Genomic DNA, 25,519 nt, shown 5'->3' with positions numbered 1-25,519 from the left:
GCTTTTTTCATTTCTAAAGATCGTATTTGGCCCAGATCGCCTTGGCCCCCATCTTGGCGACCAGAGCGGCATGAGCCGCCTCATCCGCTTCCGACAAGCGGTTCGGCAACGGCCGCGGGCGCTGCGCGATGGCGATCGGCGCATCGTCGTGTTCAACGGTTTGTCCCGCGACCTTGTTGCTCGACACCAGACCCAAGGCAGCCTGACGACCGCCGAGCATCTCGATATAGACTTCGGCAAGAAGCTCGGAGTCGAGCAGTGCGCCGTGCTTGGCGCGATGGGAATTGTCGATGCCGTAGCGACGGCAGAGCGCGTCGAGCGAATTCGGGCCCATCGGGTGCTTGCGGCGGGCAAGAGCAAGCGTATCCGTCACCCGTTCGCCGGCAATGGCCGGAAGTCCGATGCGGCCGAACTCCGCATTGATGAAGCCCATGTCGAAGGTGGCATTGTGCGCCACCCAGCGGGCATCGCCGAAGAAGTCGAGAATCTGCTGGGCCACATCGGCAAAGGCCGGCTTGTCCTTCAGGAACTCGTCGGTGATGCCGTGAATGGCAAGCGCATCCGGATGAACCTTGCGATTGCCGGGATTGATGAAGATATGCAGCGTGCGACCGGTCGGAAACTGGTTTTCCAGTTCGACGCCGCCGATCTCGATCACCCGGTCCTCTCGATTGTCGAGGCCGGTCGTTTCCGTATCGAAAATGATCTCACGCATCGGGCGCTCCATTTTGGGTGAGATCGTCGACGATCGCCCTCACCTGTTGGCGTGTGTTATCGAAGCTGTCGCTGGTATCGACGATGTAGTCGGCGCGTTCACGCTTCTGACTGTCCGGCACCTGACGCGCCAGGATCATGGCAAATTTCTCTTCGGTCATGCCGGGGCGTTTCATCGCCCGTTCTCTTTGAATGTCGGGTGCGCAGCTAACGACCACCACCCGATCGACACGCGCCTCGGCGCCCGTTTCAAACAGCAACGGAATATCGAGCACGACAAAGGCCGCGTTGGCCGCGGCATTCTTGTCGAGGAACTCGCGCTCTTTCCGGCCAACGAGCGGATGCACGATGCTTTCGAGCTCGCGCAGCCTTTCGGGTGCTGCGAGCAACTGCCGGGACAGTTCGGCCCGATCGATCGCCCCTTCCCTGACAGTCCCCGGGAATGCGGCCTCAACAGGCGCGACGGCTTCGCCGCGATAAAGCGCGTGCACCACTTCATCGGCATCGTTGACCGGCACGCCGAACTCGCGGAACATCTGCGCGGTCGTCGACTTGCCCATGGCGATCGATCCGGTCAGGCCGACAATCATCATGCGCGCGATCCCATGTCATCGATGACGAGTTGTCGAAGTGTGGCGTCGACGACGGGCCGGCGACCGAACCAGAGCTCGAAACCGGGTACGGCCTGGTGCAGCAACATGCCGAGACCGTCGACAATGGTAAAACCCTGCTCCTCCGCCTGGCGAAGCAAAGGTGTCTTCAACGGGACGTAGACGATGTCGGTCACCACGGCATCCCGAGCCATGACGGTGAAATCGATCTGCGGCGCGTCCTGGCCATCCATGCCGAGAGACGTGGTGTTGATGAAGAGGCCGGCGCCCGTCATCACTTCGCTCAGTGCCTCCATCGGATGCGCTTGCACAGCCGATCCAAAACGGTCGGCCAATTCCTCAGCCCTTGCCACCGTGCGGTTGACGACATGGATCGTCTTGATGCCCCGGTCACGCACGGCCTGGATGACGGCGCGGCTGGCGCCGCCGGCGCCGAGCACGACCACAGTCGAACATTGGTTCCAGCCGGCTGCGCGCTCGTCAAGATTGGCGACGAACCCTCGGCCATCGGTGTTCGTGGCGTGAACGTCGCCGGCTTCGATCCAAAGCGTATTGGCAGCGCCGAGTTCCAGACAGAGATCATCCGGGCGGTCCGCCAGCCGATGGGCAGCTTCCTTGTGCGGGATGGTGACGTTGCCGCCGCAAAAGCCTGAAGTGCCTTGTTTCAACTCGGCGACGAAGGCGGAAAAGTCTTCCGGCTTTACCTCGTGCGCGCGGTAGCTGCCCTCTATCCCGAGCTGTTTCAGCCAATAGCCGTGGATCAACGGCGACCTGGAATGCTTGATCGGATAGCCGGTGACGAAGGCGTGGTTAACAAATGTTTCACGTGAATCACGCATCGATCGTTCCCAATTCCCGAAGTTTTGCGAGCAGCGGCAGCATCGGAAGGCCGAGGATGGTGAAATAGTCACCCTCGATCTTTTCGAACAGCTGGATGCCCTCGCCCTCCAGCTGGTAGGCGCCGACGCTGGACAAGGCCTTGCTCCCGACGCGCTGCAAATGGCGATCGACAAATTCCGCTGTCAGCGTACGCACCGACATATGTGCCGACGAGACGTGGCGCCAGAGGATCTCATCGCCGCGCGCGAGAACGATCGCGCTGTTCAGGCGATGGGTCTTGCCGGCGAGCGACAAGAGATGTTGTCCGGCTTCCGCCATGTCCTTCGGCTTGTGATAGACCCGCTGTCCCAGGGACATGGTCTGGTCGGAGCCGATCACCAGGGCCTCGGGAAAGTACCTGGCGACATCTCTTGCCTTGGCTTCGGCAAGCCTCACCGCCACGTCTTCAGGAGCGGCACCTTCTTCTTCGAGCGGCTTTTCAAGCGCGCGCTCGTCGATCTCGGCGGCGCGCGCCGTAAACACCAACCCGGCATTTTCCAGAAGCGCACGACGGAACGGGCTTGCTGAAGCCAGGACGAGTGAAGGTGTCATCATCGAAGTTCCCGAATTGTTCGGATTCGCTCTATCGCAGCCGCGGGCGCAGGGCAACAATTGCGGCGGCGGTTTCCTCGATCGAGCGGCGGGTGACGTCGATGATCGGCCAGTTGTTGCGCGCGCAGAGCGCGCGGGCATATTTCAACTCCTCGGCGATCGCCGCCCTATCCGTATATTGATCACCGTGAAAGCCTTGGGTGGTGCCGAGCACCCGATGCTGGCGGACCTGGGAAATGCGATCGGCAGTCGCAATCAGGCCGACGACCAAAGGCTTGGTTGCCTTCATCAGCCGGTCGGGCAGCGGCACGCCGGGGACGATTGGAATATTGGCCGTCTTGATGCCTCGGTTGGCGAGATAGATCGATGTCGGCGTCTTCGATGTACGGCTGATGCCGATCAACACCACATCGGCGTCATCAAAATCGGCCGGCAGCTGACCGTCGTCATGGTCCATGGTGAAATTCAACGCGTCGATGCGGGCGAAATAGTCGGCGTCCATCACGTGCTGCGCGCCGGAGCGGCGTCGCGACGGCGAACCGAGATAGGACTGGAACAGTTCGATGATCGGATCGAGAACCGAGACGCACGGCACGCCCATCTCACGGCAGCGCTGGTCGATGATGTCGGCCAGTTCGCGATCGACGATCGTGTAGAGCACGATGCCGGGGGCTCCATCGATGGCGTCGAGAACCTGCAGCAGCTGCCGGCGATTCCTGATCAGCGGATAGACATGTTCAAGCGCATGCGACGCCTGGAATTGCGCCGCCGCCGCACGCCCCGCCGCGATCAAGGTCTCCCCCGTCGAATCGGAGATCAGATGCAGGTGGAAGTAGTTTTTCTTGTTCTCCACGCAATTCTCCGGGTGCTGTTGATAAACCGGGATAAAAATGGCTGACGGCGCCGCGGCGCGCCAGGCAACGGGAAAACCGCCGACTTATTCACAATTGGCGCAACGCCGAAGAAAGCTTCGCGGAGGATGTGGACAAGACTCACGGCGATGACAAAGTGTCACGTGTTTCGACTCGTTGTCCACAGCAATTCGCTTTCTTCCGGAGCTGGCAATCCTCTGATTTAAATTGAAATTTTGCACTTATCCACGGAATGCGGCCAAGGGCGCCGCTTTGCCTCCCGCCCGGATCGATCCGATCGGGCAGCCGTGGATGAACTGTGGCGATCTTTTAATCCTTGATACCCACCGACTCTAAGAAATAGAAAGAGTCTAAATATCTTTGATTTTATATTGGGAGAGACCATCCGTGGCCGAGACACGAAGGAAAGTTCTGGAGGTTTTGGATGGGAAGACGGTCAGTCCGCCTCCCGTCTGGCTGATGCGCCAGGCCGGCCGGTACCTTCCGGAATATCGAGCGACACGGGCCGTCGCCGGGAGCTTCCTCGATCTCTGCTACACGCCCGATCTTGCCGTCGAAGTGACGCTGCAACCGATCCGTCGCTATGCTTTTGACGCAGCTATTCTGTTTTCCGATATCCTGGTGATTCCGGACGCGCTGAAGCGCAACGTTCGCTTCGAGGAAGGCCATGGGCCGAGAATGGATCCGATCGACGTCGACGGCATCAATGCTCTGAAGGCGGACGGTATCTCCAATCATCTAAAACCGGTCTTCGAGACGGTGTCGCGTTTGCGGGGAGAGCTTCCGACGGAAACGACGCTACTCGGGTTTTGCGGTGCGCCCTGGACGGTCGCCACCTACATGATCGCCGGCCAGGGAACACCGGACCAGGCCCCTGCCCGACTGTTCGCCTATAGGAACCCGGAAGCCTTCGAACGGCTTTTGACGTTTCTTGCCGATGTGTCGGCCGACTATCTGGTCGAGCAGATCGATGCGGGCGCCGACGCCGTGCAGATTTTCGACTCCTGGGCCGGTGTTCTCGGCGAAGAGGAATTCGAACGATTTGCGGTCAGGCCCGTCGCCCGAATGATCGCTTCGGTGCGGGCGCGACGTCCGCAGGCGAAGATCATCGCATTTGCCAAGGGTGCAGGGCTTCTCCTGAAGCATTATCGCCAGAAAACGGGTGCGGACGCCATCGGCCTCGATTGGACCGTCCCGCTGTCCTTCGCGGTCGATTTGCAGAAGGACGGGCCGGTGCAGGGCAATCTCGACCCAATGCGGGTCGTCTCCGGTGGTGTCGCCCTGGAACAAGGCATCGATCGTATTCTTGATGCGCTCGGCAACGGGCCGTTGATCTTCAACCTCGGACACGGGATCACGCCGCAGGCCGATCCGGCGAACGTCTCAGCGCTGGTCGCACGGGTTCGCGGAGCACGCTGATGGATGAACGCCAGACGGATAGTGGGCCGGGTAACAGGGCGCGGCTCAGAGCGATGATTGCGCTTGGCGGTTTTGCCGCACTGCTCGTCGGGCTTTTCGTCTGGCAGCCGGAGAGCCTCTATCTCTGGATCAAGGCGCTTCACGTAATCGCGGTGATGTCGTGGATGGCGGCGCTGCTCTACATGCCGCGGCTGTTCATCTACCACACCGACGCGGCTCCGGGCTCTGAACAGTCCGAAACCTTCAAGATGATGGAACAGCGTTTGCTGAAGGTCATCATGAACCCGGCAATGGTGATTTCCTGGGTGCTCGGGCTTTATCTCGCCTGGAGCGTTTATGGTTTCCAGGGCGGCTGGCTTCACGCCAAGCTCCTGTTCGTGGTGCTGCTGACGGTGGTGCACGTGCGCTTCAGTCGGGCGGTGCGGGCGTTCCAGCGGGATGAAAATCGCCTGACCGCGCGCTACTGGCGGCTGATGAACGAGGCACCGACGTTGCTGATGATCCTGATCGTCATCATGGTGGTGGTAAAGCCGTTTTGAACTTTATCGATTGCGATTTGTAATAGTTGTCGCTAATTTTCGACAGCCCCTTGCGGCGTTTCACGTGAATCGCTATTTTCTGCCATCTCCTCTTCATGGCTTGTGACAAAGACCAGAGCCTGCCCCTTCCTGCCGCAGCTCCCTTCAGAAAACACGCCGTCTCTCCATTCCCATACGAAACATGGATCCTTCATGGCTGAAATGAAGCTACAAGAACTTAAGAACAAGACGCCGACCGATCTTCTGGCCTTTGCCGAAGAGCTCGAGGTGGAAAACGCGAGCACCATGCGCAAGCAGGAGTTGATGTTCGCAATCCTCAAGATGCTCGCGGCCCAGGATATCGAAATCATCGGTGAAGGCGTCGTCGAGGTTCTGCAGGACGGATTCGGCTTTCTGCGCTCTGCCAATGCCAACTACCTGCCCGGCCCGGACGATATCTACATCTCGCCCTCCCAGATCCGCCGCTTCTCGCTGAAGACCGGCGACACGGTCGAGGGGCCGATCCGTGGGCCGAAGGAAGGAGAACGCTACTTCGCGCTTCTCAAGGTCAACACCATCAATTTCGACGATCCGGAAAAGATCCGTCACAAGGTTCACTTCGACAACCTGACGCCGCTCTATCCGAACGAGCGCTTCAAGATGGAACTCGAGGTCCCGACGTCAAAGGACCTTTCTGCCCGCGTGATCGACCTGGTCGCTCCGCTCGGTAAGGGCCAGCGTGGTCTGATCGTTGCTCCGCCGCGCACCGGTAAGACGGTTCTGCTGCAGAACATCGCCCACTCGATTACCGCAAACCACCCGGAATGCTACTTGATCGTTCTGTTGATCGACGAACGGCCGGAAGAAGTTACCGACATGCAGCGCTCGGTGAAGGGCGAAGTGGTTTCCTCCACCTTCGACGAGCCGGCGACGCGCCACGTCCAGGTCGCCGAAATGGTGATCGAAAAGGCGAAGCGCCTGGTCGAACACGGCCGCGACGTCGTCATCCTGCTTGACTCCATCACCCGCCTCGGTCGCGCCTATAACACCGTTGTTCCGTCATCCGGCAAGGTTCTGACCGGTGGTGTCGACGCCAACGCCCTGCAGAGGCCGAAGCGCTTCTTCGGTGCCGCCCGTAACATCGAAGAAGGCGGTTCCTTGACCATCATCGCCACGGCGCTGATCGATACCGGCAGCCGCATGGACGAAGTCATCTTCGAAGAGTTCAAGGGTACCGGCAACTCCGAAATCGTGCTCGACCGCAAGGTCGCCGACAAGCGCATCTTCCCGGCGATGGACATTCTGAAATCCGGTACGCGTAAGGAAGACCTGCTCGTTCCGCGCCAGGATCTCCAGAAGATCTTCGTCCTTCGCCGGATTCTGGCGCCGATGGGCACCACCGATGCGATTGAGTTCCTGATCGACAAGCTGAAGCAGACGAAGAACAACGGCGACTTCTTCGACTCGATGAACACCTGATACGACCGAATGCCGATGTCGTGATTGAGACCGGGCAAGTTTTCTTGCCCGGTCTCTTTGTTTCTCGACGCGCGACTATTTTGGCTTTTTCAAGCCGAATTATTTAGCCGGATTCATATGCGATAGACCCGGTCGGATCGCCATTCGATTCGCTATCGCAATGATTTTTGGGCATTTGAAGTCCAAGCCGGACGAGCCAGTGCGGTGATTCACGTGAAACACGAGCGGCGACCTACGGCCCAGGCTTGATCTTTTCCCGACTATTCGTCATAAGCTCCCAACCGTTCGACACCTCTGGACTGCCGGGGACGCTGACCACCGCGTTTCATCCCGTAGTCTGAATGGGGGCGACAAACCCGCTTGAACCTTGTTCCGGGCGCGTAGAGCGGTCAACCTCATTGGATCTCAGGTGAAACGATGCCATCGGCGGATACTATATATGCGCTATCCAGCGGGGCGTTGCCGGCGGGCGTGGCGGTAATTCGCATCAGCGGATCAGAAACTACCGCTGTTCTCGCCGGATTGTGCGGCGCTGTTCCCGAACAACGCATCGCGTCGTTGAAACCGATTCGCTCCCGCAACGGTTTCACGATTGACAGCGGCCTGGTCATTTACTTCCGCGGCCCCGCCTCGTTTACCGGCGAAGACTGCGCTGAACTGCAGGTCCATGGTGGCCGTGCCGTCGTTCAAACACTGTTGGGCGAGCTATCGGGCTTCGACGGCTTGCGCCATGCCGAGGCCGGGGAGTTCTCACGGCGGGCGTTTCAGAACGGCAAGATGGATCTCGTCGAGATAGAAGGGCTGTCGGACCTGATCGTCGCCGAGACGGAGATGCAGCGTCGTCTGGCGCTGGAGCATTCGGCCGGCGGCCAGTCAAAGGTCTACGACGATTGGGCCAAACGTCTGACGCACGCCCGTGCGATGATCGAGGCGGAGCTCGATTTCGCCGATGAGGACGACGTTCCAGGCTCGGTCAGCGATCGGATCTGGAAAGACATGGAACTGCTGCGCCAGGAGATCGACGCGCATATCGCGCAGGCGCCGATTGGTGAAATCATTCGGGATGGTCTCAAGATCGTCATCGCCGGCGAGCCCAACGCCGGCAAGTCCAGCCTGCTCAATGCTCTGGCAAAGCGTGATATCGCGATCGTGACGGAGATCGCTGGCACCACCCGCGATGTCCTATCCGTTGACCTTTCATTAGCCGGATTCTCCGTCAAGTTGTTCGATACTGCCGGCCTGCGGCAGACCGACGAAACGGTGGAACGCGAAGGCATACGCCGCGCGCGCGACGTGATCGCCAGCGCCGACCTGGTGCTGCTTCTCTCCGAAAGCAGGGCGGGCTTTAACACCCTGGATGACCTTGGTCTGATGGACGTGCCGGTCTTGAGGGTTGCAACCAAGACGGACCGTGCCGATTGCGATGCCAATGCTGGCGCTGACGTCTCTATTTCGACAAAGACCGGCGCCGGCATGGATCAGCTCTTGAACGCGATATCGGGCTATCTCCCTGATTTATCTGGCGTTACTGCGCTTTCTATTCCCTCGAGGCGCAGACATGTGGATTGTTTGCGCCAAGCGACTGCCGCGCTCTCGGAAAGTCTGAGTCGAAATCAGAACGGGCTGGATATACAAGCTGAGCTGCTTCGCCTCGCGGGCGATGCCATCGGGCGGATCACCGGACGCGTGGATGTTGAAAACCTGCTGGATGTGATATTTTCCGAATTCTGTATCGGTAAATGATGTTCGACTAAAACAATACAACGCTAGCGAGTCATGCGAAGTGTTTCACGTGAAACGATTCGAAGCCGGAATGCGTTGTGATCGGAGATAGAGAAATGGTCCATTTTGACGTTATCGTCATTGGTGGAGGTCATGCCGGCTGCGAAGCTGCCGCCGCCTCGGCGCGCCTCGGTGCGCGAACCGCTCTGATCACCCACAAGGCGTCGACGATTGGCGTGATGTCCTGCAACCCGGCCATTGGTGGTCTTGGCAAAGGCCATCTCGTCCGCGAAATCGATGCGCTTGACGGCCTGATGGGACGCATCGCCGATGCCGCCGGCATCCAATTTCGCCTGCTCAATCGGCGCAAGGGGCCGGCTGTCCGCGGTCCGCGCACACAGGCTGACCGTAAGCTCTATCGTGAAGCCATGCAGCGCGAGATTGCGACTGTTGAAAACCTCACCGTCATTGAAGGCGATGCTTTCGATCTGATCGAGCAGGACGGCAAGATCGCCGGCGTGGTCATGAAGGACGGTAGGTCCTTTGGCGCAACCGGGGTGGTGCTCACAACCGGAACCTTCCTGAAAGGACTGATCCATATCGGCGACCAGAAGATACCGGCTGGCCGTGTCGGCGAAGAACCATCGCTCGGTCTCTCCGCCACGCTGGCGCGCTACGGTCTTCGCTTGGGCCGGCTGAAGACCGGGACGCCGGCGCGGCTGGACGGCAAGACGATCGAATGGGATCGCGTCGGCCGCCAGGGACCGGACGAAGAGCCCGTGCCCTTCTCCTTCATGACCGACCGGATCGTCAACCGGCAGATCGACTGCGGTGTGACGCGAACAACCGAAGCCACCCACAAGATCATTACCGATAACATCGGCAAGTCGGCAATGTATTCCGGCCAGATCGAGGGTGTTGGCCCACGCTATTGCCCTTCGATCGAAGACAAGATCGTTCGCTTCGGTGAGCGGGATGGCCACCAGATCTTCCTCGAGCCGGAAGGCTTGGATGACGACACCGTCTATCCCAACGGCATCTCGACGTCCTTGCCAGCGGAGGTCCAGGACGCTTTCATCCGGACCATTCCCGGTCTGGAGGACGTGCTGATCCTGCAGCCGGGCTACGCGATCGAGTATGACCATGTCGATCCGCGGGAGCTTGATGCAACGCTGGCGGTGCGTAAGATGCCCGGGCTGTTCCTTGCCGGCCAGATCAATGGCACGACCGGTTACGAGGAGGCCGCGGCGCAGGGCCTGGTCGCCGGGTTGAATGCGGCGAAGGCTGCGACCGGGCGCGAGGCTGTTATTTTCAGCCGTACTGAATCCTATATTGGTGTGATGGTCGACGATTTGACCTCGCGGGGCATCACCGAGCCCTATCGCATGTTTACGTCGCGCGCCGAATATCGATTGTCTCTTCGTGCCGACAATGCCGACATCCGGCTGACGCCGAAGGCAATCGAAATTGGCTGTGTCACCGAGGCGCGGCAGACGCGTTTCGCCGAATGGAAGGGGCAGTTTGACAACGGTCGTGCACTGCTGAAGCAACTGTCCGTGACGCCGGCAGAGGGCAACCGGCATGGCCTCAAGCTGAACCAGGATGGCCAGCGGCGAACCGCGTTTGAAATCCTATCCTATCCTGAACAGACGATCGGGGCATTGGTGTCGTTGTGGCCGGAGCTGAGCGATATTCCGCCTGCAGTGGTCGAGGCGCTCGAAATCGATGCCGTCTATGCCGTTTACATGGACCGTCAGGCGTCGGACATTGCCGGCATACGCCGCGAAGAGACGATGGCCATTCCGGCCGATTTTGACTTTTCGGCACTGGCTGGCCTATCGAACGAGTTGAAGCAGAAGTTGACGCTGCAGGCGCCGAGAAACCTGGCGCAGGCATTGAAGGTAGATGGGATGACGCCGGCTGCGGCCGCGTTGATCCTGGCTTGGTTGAAACGAATGAACCGCTCCGTCGAGCGGGAAGAAAAGGTGCGTGCGCAATGAAAACGAGTCCTTTCGCTGGCTTGAACGGACTGCGTGTTTCACGTGAAACGAATGAACGGCTTGAGCACTTTGCTGCACTGTTTCAGAAATGGGCGAAGTCTATCAATCTTATCGCCCCCTCGACGCTCGAAGATCTGTGGCGTCGCCATATCGTCGATAGCCTGCAACTGGCGCAACTGGCTCCGGGTCCAAAGACCTGGGTTGACCTCGGCAGCGGCGGTGGGTTTCCCGGCGTGATTACCGCCATCTACCTCCAGGAACTCTCCGACGGTTGGGTGCATCTGATCGAGAGCAACAACAAGAAGGCCGCCTTTCTGCGTGTAGCGCTGACGGAAACCGGCGCGCGCGGATCGGTTCATCCGATTCGAATCGAGGATGCGAGCTCCGTGGCGCCGAAATGCGACGCCATTTCCGCTCGCGCGCTGGCTGATCTGAGCCTGTTGCTCGACTATTCGTCACCGTGGATGATGGCAGAAGGTGGCAAAACCGTCGCCTACTTCCATAAAGGGCGGGATTACCAGCGCGAGATCGACAAAGCGGTTGGCCGCTATGAGTTTGATCTGGTAAAACATCCGAGCATTGTCGAGCCAGATTCTGTTGTGCTCGAGATCGCAAATCTTTCGCGAAGAACTCAGTGATTGGCGAGCGGAAACATGTTTGGCGCAAAAAACCGGATCATCACGATAGCAAACCAGAAGGGCGGCGTCGGTAAAACGACGACTGCGATCAATCTGGCAACGGCACTGGCCGCCATCGGCGAGAAGGTTTTGATCGTCGACCTGGATCCGCAAGGCAATGCCAGTACGGGACTCGGCATTCAGCGCCGCGATCGCCACCTCTCTTCCTACGAGCTGATGGTTGGATCGCATACGATCGGTGAGATCGTTCAGCAGACGGCGGTGCCGAATCTCGCCATCGTCCCGTCGACGATGGATCTGCTCGGCGTAGAAATGGAAATATCGCGGGAAGCCGACCGCGCCTTTCGGTTGCGCAAGGCATTGGCCAGCCCGGAGGCGTTGGAGTATTCCTACGTTCTCGTTGACTGCCCGCCATCCTTTAACCTATTGACGATGAACGCGATGGCCGCCGCGCATTCGGTGCTGGTGCCGCTGCAGTGTGAATTCTTCGCGCTGGAAGGTTTGAGCCAGTTGCTGGAGACGGTCGATCAGGTTCGCAGGACCGTCAACCCGAGCCTGGATATTCAGGGCATCGTGTTGACGATGTTCGATTCCCGCAACAATCTTGCTCAGCAGGTGGTAAGCGATGTGCGCACCCATCTTGGGGACAAGGTCTACCACACGCTCATTCCGAGAAACGTCCGTGTGTCCGAAGCGCCTTCCTATGGTAAGCCGGCGATCCTTTACGATCTGAAATGCGCAGGCAGCCAGGCCTATCTCCAGCTCGCATCGGAAGTGATCCAGCGTGAACGGCAGCGCAAGGCTGCGTAATTGTTTCGGTTCCGGAATTTAAATCGGGTGATACTATGAACGACGACAGCTCGAAGAGAAGGCTTGGCCGCGGTCTGGCCGCTTTGATCGGCGAGATGGACCAGCCGATACAGGCAGGTGCTGCCCCTGCCCCTGTTAATCCCGATCGACGTGTACCGATAGAGTTCGTATCGCGAAACCCGAGAAACCCGCGTCGGCAGTTCGACGAAAGTGAACTGCAGGACCTCGCCAGCTCCATTCGGCAGCATGGCATCGTCCAGCCGGTTGTTGCCCGTACGATCGGCACCGACCGGTACGAGATCATCGCGGGGGAACGCCGCTGGCGCGCCGCGCAGCTGGCGGGTTTTACCGAGATTCCCGTTATTATCCGCGACGTCGACGATCGCACAGCACTCGAAATCGCGATCGTCGAGAACGTGCAGCGGTCCGACCTCAACCCGCTCGACGAAGCGCTTGGTTACGAGCAGCTGATTGCCGAGCACGGCTATACGCAGAATGACCTCGGGGAGATCATCGGCAAGAGCCGCAGTCATGTCGCCAACAGTCTGCGGCTCTTGAAGCTGCCCGAGCCCGTGCGGGACATGTTGTCGGACGGAAGCCTGTCGGCCGGGCATGCGCGCGCACTGATCCCGACGTCAGACCCGGCGACGCTGGCGCGTAGTATCGTCGCGAAGGGGCTTTCGGTTCGCGACGCGGAACGGCTGGCGCAGCACGATATTCGGGCGCAGAACGACCCCAACTACGCAAAGACCGCACGTCGTGACGAAAAGGACGCCGATACGCTGGCATTGGAGCGGACATTGTCCGACAGCCTCGGGCTCGAAGTGACCGTCAGCCATAAAGCCTCAGGCGGGCACCTGCGGATCTCCTACAAGACGCTTGATCAGCTCGAAGAGATTTGCCGACTGCTCGAGCGCCGTTGAGAGCGAAGCTCCCTGGTTTTCCCGACTAACGTTATATGTTGATCTGCGCCCGCGAGAGCGGGTGTTTTGAGCGTTTCCGGCTTAGACGGAAACGCAGAAACGCTCTATCTCTTTGTTTCTACGCATTTCCTGACGGAAAACCGCTTCGCACTTTTTCTGAAAATGCTCTAGCGCCTGCCTGATTGTACGGCAATCGCCATCAGGTTCTGCAGCACCATGCTTTCCTCGAGGCTCTGGCGCGTACGGCTCTGGTAGATCGTATTCTGCAGCCGTGTCAGTTCGCGGCGGATCGCCGGCGAAGACCAATGTCTGAGCGCGGCTTCGATGATGGGCTTGCGGCGAAAATGCAGGTGCCGGCCCATGGTGGCGATAACCTGGCCGGCCTGCTGACGGCTGGCGTCCATTTCGGCACGCATCAAATCAAGCTGCTGAAACTGCCTGAGGCATCCCTGCAAAACGAGGAAGGCGGGCGTTTTTGACGTGGTTATCTTCTGCATTGCGTGCATCAGACCGTCAAGATCACCTTTCAGGACTGCATCCACCGCATCATCGACGGAGATGGCGCTGGCATCACCGACAATGTCGGTCACATCCGATTCGTCGACTGTGGCCTTGCCGCGGCAATAGAGCGCCAGCTTGCGCACTTCGTTGCGCGATGCTAGGCGATCACCGCCAAGCGCCTCGATCAGCCGCTCGCGTGCAGCCGGAGTAATGCCGAGCTTTTCCTCGCCGAGTTCCTTGTCGATCAGGGCCTGCAGGCTGCGGGCATCGTCGCTATAGCAGGCGATGGTCGCGATCGAACGCGCCGTCTCGGCGACCTTGCGCAGCGCCGACCCCTTCTTGAGATCGCCCGCTTCGACAACAACGTAGCTACCCATGGGAGGTTCGCCAGCCAGAATCTGCAGGGCATCGACGAGCGCCTTCTCGTTGGCGGCGCCTCGCACCCAGACGAGTTTTTCGCCGCCGAAGAGGCCGATCGAGTTGACCTCGTCGAGCAAGCGGCCGGGGCTCTGTTGCAGATCCCCGGCGTCGAGCTTTGTAATGGAAAAAGGATCGTCGAGAGGAACGCCGCTGCGCGACGCGATCGCCCCCGCCCGCTCCGAGACCAGACCGCGGTCTGGTCCGTAAAGGACAAACAGGCGATAGACTCCCGCTGACTTCTGAAGGAAAGAGTCGAATTCGTGCGACTTGACTTCGCTCATTCCACCACCGGCCTAGCGGCTGAGGGCCGCGGCGATGTCAGCCCGGATCAGCTCTGCTAGTTCCTTCGCAGCGCGGTTCTCACCATCGCGGACGGCGCGGACCTTGGCAAACTCCTGAACCGGGAAGTCGACAAGCGCAACAGCGGTCCGGTTGCCGGACTTGATGGTTTCGCCCGTGCCGGTCTTGGACAGATTGTAGTCCGCCTTGACGACGATACGCCCAGCCCCTGCCCGGTCCCTTGCCTGATCATAAAGCACGCCCATGGCCCGGGTCGTGACATTCAGCGCCAGGTGATATTGCGGGTTCGCCGGTTCGCCCTGGCCGCCGGCGGCCAGGAAGATCAGCGCGTTGCGCACTTCCTGCTCGACGCGGTCGTCCGCATCGGAGATTTCGATCGACGCAAGTGCCGTCGATGTGCCGACGCTGTCGGAGTAAAGCGGCCGGACCTGGCAGCCGGCGAGCGCGGTCAACATAAGAACACCAGCCAGCACCGGGATCGACCGGATGCGGGAGCCAGCTCGATCAGACAACGACATTGACGATCCTCTGAGGCACGACGATGATTTTCTTGGGGTTGCCGCCGTTGAGTATGGTCTTGACGGCATCGAGAGCGAGAACAGCATTTTCGATTGCAGTCTGATCTGCATCGCGCGCGATTGTCAAATCGGCGCGCTTCTTGCCGTTGATCTGCACCGGCAGCGTGACTTCATTCTCGACGACAAGCGCTGCATCGCACTTCGGCCAGCTGCTTTCGGCGATCAGACCCTTGCCGCCGATCGCCTGCCAGCATTCCTCGGCAAGGTGCGGCATCATCGGGGCGATCAGGTTGACCAGGATCGACGTTGCATCCTTCGCCGCGGCCGTCAGCGCTGCGTCGGCCTTGCCGTCGGCAACCTGGGTCAACGGCGCTGCAAGCACGTTCACGAGCTCGTAGATGCGCGCCACGGCCTTGTTGAAGGCCAGTTTGTCATAATCGGCTTCAACCGCGCGCAGCGTCCTGTGGGCCGCTTGCGAAACGGCAAGTCCTGCGCCTTCGTGTGCCGGCGCCGCTTCGATGGCGCGAAGCGTTTCTGCCGCCTCGCCGGTCAAACGCCAGACGCGCTGAACGAAGCGATGGGCGCCTTCGACGCCAGCCTCGGACCAGATGACGTCACGGTCGGGCGGCGAGTCCGACAGGACGAAGAAGCGCGCGGTATCGGCGCCGTAGGAAGCAATGATATCGTCGGGGTCGACGACGTTCTTCTTCGACTTCGACATCTTCTCGATCGAACCGATCGTGATGTCTTCGCCGGTCTCGAGCAGAACGGCGCGGCGCTGTCCGTCGACTTCGTCAATGCGGATTTCCGCCGGCGTGATCCACTCGCGCTGGGCGCCTTCGCCGCGGCTGTAGGTCTCGTGCACGACCATGCCCTGGGTGAACAGGCCCTTGAACGGTTCGTCCAGGGCAACGTGACCGGTGGCCTTCATCGCGCGGGTAAAGAAGCGTGAGTAGAGCAGGTGCAGGATCGCGTGCTCGATGCCGCCGATATACTGATCGACGGGCAGCCAGTGGTTGGCCGCCTTCGGATCGGTCGGATTGTCCTCCCACGGCGCGGTGAAGCGCGTGAAGTACCAGGACGAATCGACGAAGGTGTCCATCGTGTCGGTCTCGCGACGCGCGTCCTTGCCGCAATGCGGGCAGGCCACATGCCGCCAGGTTGGGTGACGGTCGAGCGGGTTGCCTGGTTTGTCGAAGGTGACATCCGGAGGCAGGATGACAGGCAGGTCGGCCTTTGGAACCGGCACGACGCCACAGTCATCGCAATGGATGACCGGGATCGGGCAGCCCCAATAACGCTGACGGGAAATACCCCAGTCGCGCAGGCGGAAATTGACCTTGCGCTCGGCACGTGGTGATCCGGCCAGCATGTCCTTTTCCAGCTTCGACGCCACGGTTTCGAAGGCGTCTTCCGTCGACAGGCCGTCGAGGAAGCGCGAATTGATCATCACGCCGTCGCCGATATAGGCCTCGTCGCCGATCGTGAAGCTCGCCGCATCGGCATCCCGCGGCATGACCACCGGAACGACCGGAAGGCCATACTTGCGAGCGAAGTCGAGGTCGCGCTGGTCGCCGGACGGGCAGCCGAAGATCGCGCCCGTGCCGTAGTCCATAAGCACGAAGTTGGCGACATAAACCGGCAGTTCCCAGCTTTCGTCGAGCGGATGCCTGGCGCGGATGCCGGTGTCCATGCCCTTCTTTTCAGCGGTCTCGAGTGCTGCGAGCGAGGTTCCGGCGCGCCGGCACTCCTCGCAGAAGGCTTCGATTGCTGGATCCCTTGCAGCCGCCTGCCGGGCAAGCGGGTGATCGGCGGAGATCGCCAGGAAGGACGCGCCGAACAGCGTGTCAGGGCGGGTGGTGTAAACGGTCAGTTCCGTTGTGTCGGCGGCAGCGGTGCCTTCGACGATCTGCCAGCGAATGGACAGACCTTCGGAGCGGCCGATCCAGTTCTTCTGCATCAGGCGCACTTTTTCCGGCCACTGGTCCAGCGTGTCCAGAGCGTCCAGCAGCTCCTGGCTGAAGTCGGTGATGCGGAAGAACCACTGCGTCAGCTCGCGCTGCTCGACGAGCGCGCCGGAACGCCAGCCGCGGCCGTCAATGACCTGCTCGTTGGCGAGAACGGTATTGTCGACCGGGTCCCAGTTGACCTTGGACTGCTTGCGGTAGACCAGGCCCTTTTCGAGAAAATCGACGAACAGGTGCTGCTGGCGCTGGTAATAGGCGGGGTCGCAGGTCGCGAACTCGCGGTTCCAGTCGAGCGAGAGCCCCATAACCTTCAGCTGCGCCTTCATCGAGGCAATGTTCTGGTAGGTCCAGCTTGCCGGATGCACGCCGCGCTCCATGGCGGCGTTTTCCGCCGGCATGCCGAACGCATCCCAACCCATGGGGTGAAGCACGTTGAAACCGCGGGCACGCTTGTAGCGGGCCACCACGTCGCCCATCGTGTAATTGCGCACGTGGCCCATGTGGATGCGCCCGGACGGATAAGGGAACATCTCGAGCACGTAATATTTTTCGCGCGGATCATCGTTCTCGGTCTGGAAGACCTCGCCGTTTTCCCATTCCTGCTGCCAACGCGGCTCGGCATCACGCGGATTATATCGTTCGGTAGACATGTCTTTTAGGTGTTCCGGAAGTTCTGTGGGGCAAGGGAGCGCCCTCATGATAGTTGGGGTGACCTTCATCATGAAACCGCTTGATGGTCAAGTTTTCGAAGGGTTTGGCGCGACACTTTGGCGGATTTGGGCCGGCTCGAGCAGCGATGGCCTTGGCAAGGCGCGCAAGTTTGCCTATCCGCTAGGTCATCGTCAGGAAGGTCGTTACGTCGGAGAACAGGTCCATGGAAGTTCAAGAACGGTTGCACGATGTCGTGAGCCGGATTCACACGGCGGAGAAGGCGGCAAAGCGCCCGAAAAATGCTGTCAGCCTCGTCGCCGTTTCCAAGACATTCGACACTGACGCGATTCGTCCGGTGATCGAGGCCGGCCAACGCGTGTTCGGCGAGAACCGCGTGCAGGAAGCACAGGGCAAATGGCCGCTGCTGAAGGGCGAGACACCCGATCTGGCGCTGCATCTGATCGGGCCGTTGCAATCCAACAAGGCGGCCGAAGCCGTTGCGCTCTTCGACGTCATCGAAACTGTTGATCGCGAGAAGATCGCGCGGGCGATCTCGGCGGAAATGAAGCGCCAGGACAGGAAGCTTCGTCTCTACGTCCAGGTCAACACCGGGCTGGAACCGCAGAAGGCCGGCATTGCGCCCAAAGAAACCGTGGCGTTCGTGACCTTCTGCCGGGAGGAGCTGGATATGGCGATCGAGGGGCTGATGTGCATTCCGCCGGTCGACGAGAATCCCGGCCCGCATTTTGCGCTGCTGGCGAAACTTGCCGGCGAATGTGAACTCGACAGGCTGTCGATGGGCATGTCCGGGGATTTCGAAACGGCGGTCCAGTTCGGCGCCACCAGCGTGCGCGTCGGGTCGGCGATCTTCGGCTCGCGCTGAGGGCGAAAACGTCGCATTACGCTTTCGTCGGGGTTCACCTTCGTTCTCATTAGCCTATCCTTGTGCAAGAGGAGGCCGGGCATTGCCCGGCATGCATTGGGAGGAGAACGGATATGGCGAGCCGCTATTCCGAAGTGTATGGCGCGTGGAAGACGGATCCGGAGGGGTTCTGGTCTGAGGCCGCAGAGGCGATCGACTGGTTCGAAAGACCGGAGCGCGCCTTCGAGGCTGAAGGTGGCATCTACGGCCACTGGTTTCCCGATGGGGTGACCAACAGCTGCTACAATTGCCTGGACCGGCATGTCGAGGCGGGACGCGGCGAGCAGATCGCCTTCATCTACGACAGCCCGGTCACGTCGAGAATCGAGCGCATCTCCTATGGCGCGCTGCTCGACGACGTCAAAGCGCTGGCGGCCGTCTATCGCAAGCTCGGCGTCGACAAAGGCGATCGCATCATCATCTATATGCCGATGATCCCGCAGGCCGCGGTGGCGATGCTTGCCGCCGCACGCATCGGCGCCGTGCACTCGGTGGTGTTTGGCGGCTTTGCCGCCAATGAGCTTGCCGTTCGCATCGACGATTGCCAGGCCAAACTCATCGTTTCCGCCAGCTGCGGCATCGAGCCCGGCCGCACCGTCGCCTACAAGCCGCTGCTCGATGCGGCGCTGACGATCGCCGAACACAAGCCGGCACATTGCCTCGTCTACCAGCGCGAAATGCTCAGGGCCGATATGACGCCGGTGCGCGATATCGACTATGCTTCAGCGCTTGCGGCGGCAAAGGATGCCGGCGACGAGGCCGGCTGCACGCCGGTGGCGTCCACGGATCCGCTTTACGTTCTCTATACCTCCGGCACCACCGGCCAGCCGAAGGGCGTCGTGCGCGACAATGGCGGCCATATGGTTGCGCTGAAATGGTCGATGCAGAATTTCTTCGGCGTTCAGCCGGGCGAAGTCTTCTGGGCCGCGTCCGACATCGGCTGGGTCGTCGGGCATTCGTTCATCGTCTATGGCCCGCTTCTGAACGGCAACACCTCGGTCCTGTTCGAAGGCAAGCCGGTCGGCACGCCGGATCCCGGCACCTACTGGCGTATCATTGCGCAACATGGCGTTGCCGTCATGTTCACCGCCCCGACAGCGCTGCGCGCCATCCGCAAGGAGGATCCCGATGCGTCGCTGGTCGCGAACTATAATCTCCAGCAGTTCCGCGCGTTGTTTCTGGCTGGCGAACGGGCCGATCCCGACACGATCCGTTGGGCCGAAAGGGCCCTGGGCGTGCCGATCATCGACCATTGGTGGCAGACGGAAACGGGCTGGCCGGTTGCCGGAAACCCGCTTGGGCTCGGACTTCTACCCGTCAAGTATGGATCGCCGGCGGTACCGCTGCCCGGCTACGATGTTCAGATTCTCGATGATGCCGGTCATCCGGTCGAAGCGGGCACATTGGGCAATGTCGTGGTCAAACTGCCCTTGCCTCCAGGATGTCTGCCGACGCTCTGGAATGCCGACCGTCGTTTTCGTGCGGCCTATCTCGAGGAGTTCCCCGGCTACTACAAAACGGCCGATGCCGGCTACCTCGACGATGATGGGTATGTCTTCATCATGGCGCGCACGGACGACATCATCAATGTCGCCGGCCACCGACTGTCGACGGGCGCCATGGAGGAAGTGTGCGCCAGCCACCCCGATGTCGCGGAATGCGCCGTCATCGGCATTGCCGACGATCTGAAGGGACAGATCCCTGCCGGTTTTCTGGTCATCAACTCCAATGTTTCACGGGAAACATCCGAGATCGAGCAAGAGGTCATCAGCCTGGTGCGCGATCGCATCGGGCCGGTCGCCGCCTTCCGCACGGCAATGTGCGTCAAGCGCCTGCCGAAGACCCGATCCGGCAAGATCCTGCGCGCAACGATCCAGAAGATTGCCGATCGCCAGCCATGGAAAATGCCGGCGACGATCGATGACCCGGCGATCCTCGACGAGATTGCCGCGGTGCTGCGCGCCAAGGGCATCGGCGTCTGACGACGCATTCTACTGCATAATTCCTTAAATCGGAATCGATTTAAGGAGAAAATTATACAGCAGATTTAAGGCGTTACAGCGTCCTTTGCGCGTCATATTTGACGCGCGGCGCTGTAGCATGCCTCAGATTCGTACGACGGAACTGAACCATGTGCTGAAGGCCGCCACCGGTTTGCTGCGCAGGTTCTTGGTGATGAGAAAATAGCTTTCGTCTTCAAGCGTGGCGATCTGCGAGAGGATGACGAGATCGCCATGCTCGATCTCGCGGCGAAAGACTTCGACCGGGCAGAGCGCCACGCCATGGCCGGCGATCACGGCCGTCGCCAGCAGGTTGAAGTCCTGGAAAACCGGACCGCGCTGCGGCGGTCGAGCCATGGGCAGGCCGGCTGTCGCGAACCACTCTTGCCACCGCGCGATCGTCTCGTCGTGAAGCAGGTCCGCGGTGGTGATTGCCTCTGGTGTGTCGAGCGCGCCTTTGCGCTCGATGTAACGAGGGCTGGCGACCGGGCGGTTCGCACGGGAAAACAGCCGGTCGCATTGCGTCCCGACGGATAGGTCGGCGCCGAGGGTGATGAGCACGTCGCAACCCGTCTCCCGCAGCTGCTGCTCGGCCATCGCGTAGATTACCTTCACATCGATGTCCGGGTGCCGTTCGAGGAAATCGCTGAGCGCCGGTATCAGCCAGCGCGTGGCGATCGACGGGATGCAGGCGACGGTGATCGACGATTTGGGATTGGCGCGCAGCATTTCCGTTTCAATCGCGATGCGGTCGAAACAAGACGTCAAGACATCCGCCAGCCGCTCGGCATCCTCTAGAAGCCGCACACCGCGCTTTTCCCGCAGGAACAGCGGTCGACCGAACCATTCCTCCAGCAGCCGGATCTGGTGGCTGACTGCGGCGTGCGTGACATGCAGCTCGTCCGCGGCACGTGAAAAGCTGGCCAGCCGGGCGGCGGCCTCGAAGGCGCGAAGCATGCCGAGTGGCGGGAGCATCTGCAAATTCTCCTCAACTATCCCTTGAGAAATCGTCGTTTTTCTATCGGGAAGTCCCGTGGGATAAGGGTTTCAACATCACGAGAACGCATTCCGGTCTTCGTCATGTAAGAATTTCTCATAGGAGGATATAGCACATGTTCGTGCGCAGCCTGCAGGATATCGAGGCCACCGATCATTTCGTCGAATGGGGGAGCGGCACCAGTCACCGCCTGCTGACGGAAAAGGATGGAATGGGCTTCACCGTATGCCACACCGTCGTTCGCGCCAACACCGTTTCGCTGCTGGAATACCGCAATCATCTGGAGGCCTGCTACTGCATCGCCGGTAAGGGCGAGGTGGAGGACATGCAGGGCAATGTCTTTCCCATTCGCCAGGGCGACATCTATGTGCTCGACAAGAACGACAAGCATTTCCTGCGGGGAGGAGCGGACGAGGATCTGATCCTCGTCAGTGTCTTCAATCCACCGCTCAAGGGTACCGAGCGCCACAATCTCAGGGACCAATCCGGTTCGGCCTACTGAATCTGGCAAACAAAAAAGCCCGGATCGAGCGATCCGGGCTTTTTCGTCATGGCTTGGCGAAGCGATCAATAGTGATCGTCTTCGTCCTCGTCCTTGCGATCCGACTTCAGCGACTTGAGCTTGGCGAAGACGGCATCGGCATCGATTTCCTTCTCTTCTTCGCGCTCGTAGCTGAAGCTGAGCTTTTCGGTTTCCTGCGCTGCTTCGAGCGTCGCGCCGAGCTCGGCGGCGGTCGGCAGCGGGCGGCCCTTGGCGGCGCGTTCGACTTCGAGGTCGAGATCGATCTGCGAGCACAGGCCGAGCGTTACCGGATCCATCGGCGTCAGGTTTGTCGAGTTCCAGTGGGTGCGCTCACGGATCTGCTCGATCGTCGACTTGGTGGTGCCGACGAGGCGGGAAATCTGGGCGTCCTTCAGCTCGGGATGGTTGCGAACCAGCCAGAGAATGGCGTTCGGGCGATCCTGGCGCTTGGAGACCGGCGTGTAGCGCGGGCCCTTGCGCTTCGAGTCGGGAACACGGACTTTCGGCTCCGAAAGCTTCAGCTTGTGGTTCGGATTTGCCTCGGCGCGGGCGATCTCGTCCCGCGACAGCTGTCCGGTTGCGATTGGATCTAGGCCCTTGATACCCTGCGCCGATTCACCGTCTGCGATAGCCTTCACTTCGAGCGGATGCAGCTTGCAGAATGTGGCAATCTGTTCGAACGACAATGCCGTATTGTCGACGAGCCAGACGGCTGTTGCCTTGGGCATAAGCAGTTGCTGAGCCATGGATATAGTCCTTTTGTCCGCCGCGCCGGTGTCGCGGGCCGTGGAGTCTACCACTGATTTCCGGGAATTGAGCGCCTCTATAGCGTCGTTGTCTCAAAATTGCAATTCTCCAGTTCCAAATGTCCTTTTGTCTAATTGCGGCGCGGCTTTGACCTGCTATGACTCGTCGCCGAGGCGGGGTAACCCGGGACGGGAACCCCAGACAGGAATGCGCAGGGAGGAACGAATGTCCGCCAAGATCTATCCGGTGTTGAAGTCTGCCAAGAGCCGGACGCTGCTCGACAACGCGACCTATCTGAAGTGGTATGAGGAAAGTGTCTCGGACCCAGCCAAGTTCTGGGGCAAACATGGCAAACGGATTGACTGGTTCAAGCCCTATACCAAGGTCAAGAACACCTCTTTCAAGGGCAAAGTCTCGATCAAGTGGTACGAGGACGGCCTTACCAACGTCTCCTATAACTGCATCGACCGCCATCTGAAGACGCACGGCGAAAAGACGGCGATCATCTGGGAAGGCGACAACCCCTATATCGACAAGAAGATCACCTACAACCAGCTCTATGAGCAGGTTTGTCGCCTGGCCAACGTCTTAAAGAAGCACGGCGTCAAGAAGGGCGACCGCGTCACCATCTACATGCCGATGATCCCGGAAGCATCCTATGCGATGCTCGCCTGCGCCCGCATCGGCGCCATTCATTCGGTCGTCTTCGGCGGCTTCTCGCCGGATGCGCTGGCCGGCCGCATCGTCGACTGCGAATCCACTTTCGTCATCACCTGCGACGAAGGCGTGCGCGGCGGCAAGCCGGTGCCGCTGAAAGAAAACACCGACACGGCCATCGACATCGCCGCCAAGCAGCACGTGATCGTCAACAAGGTGCTGGTGGTGCGCCGCACCGGCGGCAAGACCGGCTGGGCTCCGGGCCGCGACCTCTGGTACCACCAGGAAATTGCGACCGTGAAGCCGCATTGCGAGCCAGCGAAGATGAAGGCGGAAGACCCGTTGTTCATCCTCTACACCTCGGGCTCGACCGGCAAGCCAAAGGGCGTGCTGCACACCACCGGCGGCTACCTCGTCTATGCTTCGATGACGCACGAGTACGTCTTCGACTATCGCGACGGCGATATCTACTGGTGCACGGCGGACGTGGGCTGGGTCACCGGTCACTCCTATATCGTCTACGGCCCGCTCGCGAACGCGGCGACGACGGTCATGTTCGAAGGCGTGCCGAATTTCCCGGATGCCGGGCGCTTCTGGGAAGTCATCGACAAGCACAAGGTCAACGTCTTCTACACCGCGCCGACGGCGATCCGCTCGCTGATGGGCGCCGGTGACGATTTCGTCAAACGCGCCTCGCGCTCGTCGCTGCGCCTGCTCGGTTCGGTCGGCGAGCCGATCAATCCCGAAGCCTGGGAATGGTACTACAACGTCGTTGGCGATCAGAAGTCGCCGATCGTCGACACCTGGTGGCAGACGGAAACCGGCGGCATTCTGATCACGCCGCTGCCGGGTGCGACCGATCTCAAGCCCGGTTCAGCAACGCGGCCCTTCTTCGGCGTCCAAGCGCAGCTGGTCGACAACGAAGGCAATGTGCTCGAAGGCGCGGCCGACGGCAACCTCTGCATCACCGACAGCTGGCCCGGACAGATGCGCACGATCTACGGCGACCATGCGCGCTTCGGTCAGACCTACTTCGCCACCTACAAGGGCAAGTACTTCACCGGTGACGGCTGCCGCCGCGACGAGGACGGGTACTATTGGATCACCGGCCGCGTTGACGACGTACTCAACGTCTCGGGCCACCGCCTGGGCACGGCGGAGGTCGAATCGGCGCTCGTCTCGCACCATCTTGTGTCCGAGGCTGCCGTCGTCGGCTATCCGCACCCGATCAAGGGACAGGGCATCTATTGCTACGTCTCGCTGATGGCGGGCGAAGTCGGCAACGACGATCTGCGTCAGGCGCTGGTAAAGCACGTCCGCTCGGAAATCGGGCCGATCGCCACGCCGGACAAGATCCAGTTTGCCTCCGGCCTGCCGAAGACCCGCTCGGGCAAGATCATGCGACGCATCCTGCGCAAGATCGCCGAGGATGATTTCGGCGCGCTCGGCGACACCTCGACGCTCGCCGATCCGGCGGTGGTGGAAGACCTGATCGCCAACCGGCAGAACAAGGCTTAACAAGCAACACATAGCGATAAGGGCGGCTTCGGGCCGCCCTTTTTGTATGATGCCGCGTTTTTTTATGACGCCGCGCGGATGGCCGCAGTGTGGAGGTCAACCGCACGAGCAACGGTATCGCCGACAGGCTATTGTGAGCCGGATTCCAATCGAGGTTGAGCGGAGTTGCAACGCGACCGGCAGACGCCGATGTGGCCAATCGCCGTTTTCGATCGACCTACCAGAGCTGGGCGCGTCTTCCGTGAAAGGCAGGTAAGCAGGAAGATCCAAGACTGCTGGGATCCACCGTGTATCGATCGAAAAAGGAACATATTCCTTCACATCAATTCGGACGGCCGAAGCGCTTTTTCAGAAATCGATCGCCCGGCCCTTGATTTCCCAGTCGCCGAAGCGCGCCGGGTCGGCGCCGCCGCGGCCGCCGATTTCCGTCGGCATAACCTTCTCCGCTTCCGCCTGCCGACGTTCCTCCGCTTCCTTCAGCGCGCGTGAGGCAGCGGCAGGCAGCGGCTTTTTCGGGCGGTCGGGGGCATTGTCGTTGTCGTTCTGCATCTCGCCAGTATCCGGATTCGTGCATCTGTATTGAAGAACGGGGCATTTGCACCCATCATATAAGGCGCCGTTGCCTGAACGGAAACCCTGATTCACGTGAAACGTCGACCAC

At 60.4% G+C, this 25,519-nt stretch carries 23 protein-coding genes; 12 read left to right on the top strand and 11 right to left on the bottom strand.

Going from position 1 to position 25,519, the window contains the following annotated elements:
* Positions 1-13 precede the first annotated feature (13 nt).
* From dnaQ to BC363_RS14135, 5 genes are read right to left on the bottom strand one after another with little or no spacing between them, the layout of a single operon-like run.
* Positions 14-715 carry a DNA polymerase III subunit epsilon gene (gene dnaQ, locus BC363_RS14155; protein ID WP_065781645.1) on the bottom strand — a complete coding sequence of 234 codons (702 nt, stop codon included), beginning with the start codon at positions 713-715 and terminating at the stop codon, positions 14-16.
* Positions 708-1,307, bottom strand: a complete 600-nt coding sequence (gene coaE / locus BC363_RS14150; protein WP_065781581.1) for a dephospho-CoA kinase — start codon at positions 1,305-1,307, stop codon at positions 708-710. Before coaE ends, dnaQ begins: the two co-directional genes overlap by 8 nt.
* Positions 1,304-2,164, bottom strand: coding sequence for a shikimate dehydrogenase (locus BC363_RS14145; protein WP_065781580.1), 861 nt, complete (start codon positions 2,162-2,164; stop codon positions 1,304-1,306). Before BC363_RS14145 ends, coaE begins: the two co-directional genes overlap by 4 nt.
* Positions 2,157-2,756 (bottom strand): Maf-like protein, encoded by a 600-nt coding sequence (locus BC363_RS14140; RefSeq protein ID WP_065781644.1) that lies wholly within the window; start codon positions 2,754-2,756, stop codon positions 2,157-2,159. Before BC363_RS14140 ends, BC363_RS14145 begins: the two co-directional genes overlap by 8 nt.
* Positions 2,757-2,787: 31 nt before the next feature.
* On the bottom strand, positions 2,788-3,609 hold the full coding sequence (locus tag BC363_RS14135) for a pyruvate, water dikinase regulatory protein (RefSeq protein WP_065781579.1): 822 nt from the start codon (positions 3,607-3,609) through the stop codon (positions 2,788-2,790).
* Positions 3,610-4,015: 406 nt separating this feature from the next.
* Here BC363_RS14135 and hemE point away from each other — a divergent pair, with 406 nt between their 5' ends.
* The 8 genes from hemE (at position 4,016) to BC363_RS14095 (ending at position 13,137) form a co-directional block, all read left to right on the top strand.
* Positions 4,016-5,047: a uroporphyrinogen decarboxylase gene (gene hemE / locus BC363_RS14130; protein ID WP_065781578.1), complete on the top strand. Its 1,032-nt coding sequence runs from the start codon at positions 4,016-4,018 to the stop codon at positions 5,045-5,047.
* Positions 5,044-5,586: a protoporphyrinogen oxidase HemJ gene (gene hemJ / locus BC363_RS14125; protein ID WP_141690305.1), complete on the top strand. Its 543-nt coding sequence runs from the start codon at positions 5,044-5,046 to the stop codon at positions 5,584-5,586. The genes hemE and hemJ overlap by 4 nt, the downstream gene beginning before the upstream one ends.
* Before the next feature lie 192 nt (positions 5,587-5,778).
* A complete protein-coding gene (gene rho, locus BC363_RS14120; RefSeq protein WP_093233478.1) occupies positions 5,779-7,044 on the top strand; it encodes a transcription termination factor Rho in 1,266 nt (421 codons plus the stop codon).
* A gap of 417 nt (positions 7,045-7,461) precedes the next feature.
* The gene (gene mnmE, locus BC363_RS14115) at positions 7,462-8,787 is read left to right on the top strand and encodes a tRNA uridine-5-carboxymethylaminomethyl(34) synthesis GTPase MnmE (protein ID WP_065781576.1); all 1,326 of its coding nucleotides are present in this window, start codon (positions 7,462-7,464) and stop codon (positions 8,785-8,787) included.
* A 95-nt stretch (positions 8,788-8,882) separates the two neighbouring features.
* Positions 8,883-10,766 (top strand): tRNA uridine-5-carboxymethylaminomethyl(34) synthesis enzyme MnmG, encoded by a 1,884-nt coding sequence (mnmG, locus tag BC363_RS14110; RefSeq protein WP_065781575.1) that lies wholly within the window; start codon positions 8,883-8,885, stop codon positions 10,764-10,766.
* Positions 10,763-11,404, top strand: coding sequence for a 16S rRNA (guanine(527)-N(7))-methyltransferase RsmG (gene rsmG, locus BC363_RS14105; protein WP_065781574.1), 642 nt, complete (start codon positions 10,763-10,765; stop codon positions 11,402-11,404). Before mnmG ends, rsmG begins: the two co-directional genes overlap by 4 nt.
* A 15-nt stretch (positions 11,405-11,419) precedes the next feature.
* Complete coding sequence (locus BC363_RS14100; protein ID WP_065781573.1) at positions 11,420-12,214, top strand: ParA family protein; 795 nt, start codon at positions 11,420-11,422, stop codon at positions 12,212-12,214.
* A gap of 35 nt (positions 12,215-12,249) precedes the next feature.
* The gene (locus BC363_RS14095) at positions 12,250-13,137 is read left to right on the top strand and encodes a ParB/RepB/Spo0J family partition protein (protein ID WP_065781572.1); all 888 of its coding nucleotides are present in this window, start codon (positions 12,250-12,252) and stop codon (positions 13,135-13,137) included.
* Positions 13,138-13,304: 167 nt separating this feature from the next.
* Here the strand turns inward: BC363_RS14095 and holA are convergent, their stop codons facing one another.
* The 3 genes from holA to leuS are packed head-to-tail and all read right to left on the bottom strand — an operon-like array spanning position 13,305 to position 17,493.
* Positions 13,305-14,339, bottom strand: coding sequence for a DNA polymerase III subunit delta (holA, locus tag BC363_RS14090; protein WP_065781571.1), 1,035 nt, complete (start codon positions 14,337-14,339; stop codon positions 13,305-13,307).
* 12 nt (positions 14,340-14,351) lie between these two features.
* A complete protein-coding gene (gene lptE, locus BC363_RS14085; protein ID WP_065781570.1) occupies positions 14,352-14,876 on the bottom strand; it encodes an LPS assembly lipoprotein LptE in 525 nt (174 codons plus the stop codon).
* Entirely contained in the window at positions 14,863-17,493 is a 2,631-nt protein-coding gene (leuS, locus tag BC363_RS14080; RefSeq protein ID WP_065781569.1) for a leucine--tRNA ligase, read from the bottom strand. The genes lptE and leuS overlap by 14 nt, the downstream gene beginning before the upstream one ends.
* 224 nt (positions 17,494-17,717) lie before the next feature.
* Between leuS and BC363_RS14075 the strand changes: the two genes are divergently transcribed.
* Both BC363_RS14075 and BC363_RS14070 read left to right on the top strand, forming a co-directional pair.
* On the top strand, positions 17,718-18,377 hold the full coding sequence (locus tag BC363_RS14075; protein WP_065781568.1) for a YggS family pyridoxal phosphate-dependent enzyme: 660 nt from the start codon (positions 17,718-17,720) through the stop codon (positions 18,375-18,377).
* Positions 18,378-18,490: 113 nt separating this feature from the next.
* Positions 18,491-20,398, top strand: coding sequence for an AMP-binding protein (locus BC363_RS14070; RefSeq protein ID WP_065781567.1), 1,908 nt, complete (start codon positions 18,491-18,493; stop codon positions 20,396-20,398).
* 123 nt (positions 20,399-20,521) lie between these two features.
* On the opposite strand, the gene BC363_RS14065 is transcribed toward BC363_RS14070, so the two are convergent.
* Positions 20,522-21,391, bottom strand: a complete 870-nt coding sequence (locus BC363_RS14065) for a LysR substrate-binding domain-containing protein (protein WP_065781566.1) — start codon at positions 21,389-21,391, stop codon at positions 20,522-20,524.
* 137 nt (positions 21,392-21,528) lie between these two features.
* Between BC363_RS14065 and BC363_RS14060 the strand changes: the two genes are divergently transcribed.
* Entirely contained in the window at positions 21,529-21,915 is a 387-nt protein-coding gene (locus tag BC363_RS14060; RefSeq protein WP_065781565.1) for an ectoine synthase, read from the top strand.
* A 65-nt stretch (positions 21,916-21,980) separates the two neighbouring features.
* Here BC363_RS14060 and BC363_RS14055 read toward each other — a convergent pair whose 3' ends face one another.
* Positions 21,981-22,682: a DUF1013 domain-containing protein gene (locus BC363_RS14055; RefSeq protein ID WP_065781564.1), complete on the bottom strand. Its 702-nt coding sequence runs from the start codon at positions 22,680-22,682 to the stop codon at positions 21,981-21,983.
* A gap of 226 nt (positions 22,683-22,908) precedes the next feature.
* On the opposite strand from BC363_RS14055, the gene acs reads away from it, so the two are divergent.
* Complete coding sequence (acs, locus tag BC363_RS14050; protein WP_065781563.1) at positions 22,909-24,858, top strand: acetate--CoA ligase; 1,950 nt, start codon at positions 22,909-22,911, stop codon at positions 24,856-24,858.
* A 348-nt stretch (positions 24,859-25,206) separates the two neighbouring features.
* On the opposite strand, the gene BC363_RS14045 is transcribed toward acs, so the two are convergent.
* A complete protein-coding gene (locus BC363_RS14045) occupies positions 25,207-25,407 on the bottom strand; it encodes a DUF1674 domain-containing protein (protein ID WP_065781562.1) in 201 nt (66 codons plus the stop codon).
* Positions 25,408-25,519: the final 112 nt, after the last annotated feature.

Origin of the sequence: Ensifer sp. LC384 (assembly GCF_001695865.1) — a bacterium.
GTDB lineage: Bacteria > Pseudomonadota > Alphaproteobacteria > Rhizobiales > Rhizobiaceae > Ensifer.
This window is presented reverse-complemented; position numbering and strand designations above follow the sequence as displayed.

Coding starts and splice junctions, on each gene's coding strand:
- dnaQ (WP_065781645.1), bottom strand. CDS start 715: ATGCGTGAGATCATTTTCGATACGGAAACGACCGGCCTCGACAATCGA.
- coaE (WP_065781581.1), bottom strand. CDS start 1,307: ATGATGATTGTCGGCCTGACCGGATCGATCGCCATGGGCAAGTCGACG.
- BC363_RS14145 (WP_065781580.1), bottom strand. CDS start 2,164: ATGCGTGATTCACGTGAAACATTTGTTAACCACGCCTTCGTCACCGGC.
- BC363_RS14140 (WP_065781644.1), bottom strand. CDS start 2,756: ATGACACCTTCACTCGTCCTGGCTTCAGCAAGCCCGTTCCGTCGTGCG.
- rho (WP_093233478.1), top strand. CDS start 5,779: ATGGCTGAAATGAAGCTACAAGAACTTAAGAACAAGACGCCGACCGAT.
- mnmE (WP_065781576.1), top strand. CDS start 7,462: ATGCCATCGGCGGATACTATATATGCGCTATCCAGCGGGGCGTTGCCG.
- mnmG (WP_065781575.1), top strand. CDS start 8,883: ATGGTCCATTTTGACGTTATCGTCATTGGTGGAGGTCATGCCGGCTGC.
- rsmG (WP_065781574.1), top strand. CDS start 10,763: ATGAAAACGAGTCCTTTCGCTGGCTTGAACGGACTGCGTGTTTCACGT.
- BC363_RS14100 (WP_065781573.1), top strand. CDS start 11,420: ATGTTTGGCGCAAAAAACCGGATCATCACGATAGCAAACCAGAAGGGC.
- BC363_RS14095 (WP_065781572.1), top strand. CDS start 12,250: ATGAACGACGACAGCTCGAAGAGAAGGCTTGGCCGCGGTCTGGCCGCT.
- holA (WP_065781571.1), bottom strand. CDS start 14,339: ATGAGCGAAGTCAAGTCGCACGAATTCGACTCTTTCCTTCAGAAGTCA.
- lptE (WP_065781570.1), bottom strand. CDS start 14,876: ATGTCGTTGTCTGATCGAGCTGGCTCCCGCATCCGGTCGATCCCGGTG.
- leuS (WP_065781569.1), bottom strand. CDS start 17,493: ATGTCTACCGAACGATATAATCCGCGTGATGCCGAGCCGCGTTGGCAG.
- BC363_RS14075 (WP_065781568.1), top strand. CDS start 17,718: ATGGAAGTTCAAGAACGGTTGCACGATGTCGTGAGCCGGATTCACACG.
- BC363_RS14070 (WP_065781567.1), top strand. CDS start 18,491: ATGGCGAGCCGCTATTCCGAAGTGTATGGCGCGTGGAAGACGGATCCG.
- BC363_RS14065 (WP_065781566.1), bottom strand. CDS start 21,391: ATGCTCCCGCCACTCGGCATGCTTCGCGCCTTCGAGGCCGCCGCCCGG.
- BC363_RS14060 (WP_065781565.1), top strand. CDS start 21,529: ATGTTCGTGCGCAGCCTGCAGGATATCGAGGCCACCGATCATTTCGTC.
- BC363_RS14055 (WP_065781564.1), bottom strand. CDS start 22,682: ATGGCTCAGCAACTGCTTATGCCCAAGGCAACAGCCGTCTGGCTCGTC.
- acs (WP_065781563.1), top strand. CDS start 22,909: ATGTCCGCCAAGATCTATCCGGTGTTGAAGTCTGCCAAGAGCCGGACG.
- BC363_RS14045 (WP_065781562.1), bottom strand. CDS start 25,407: ATGCAGAACGACAACGACAATGCCCCCGACCGCCCGAAAAAGCCGCTG.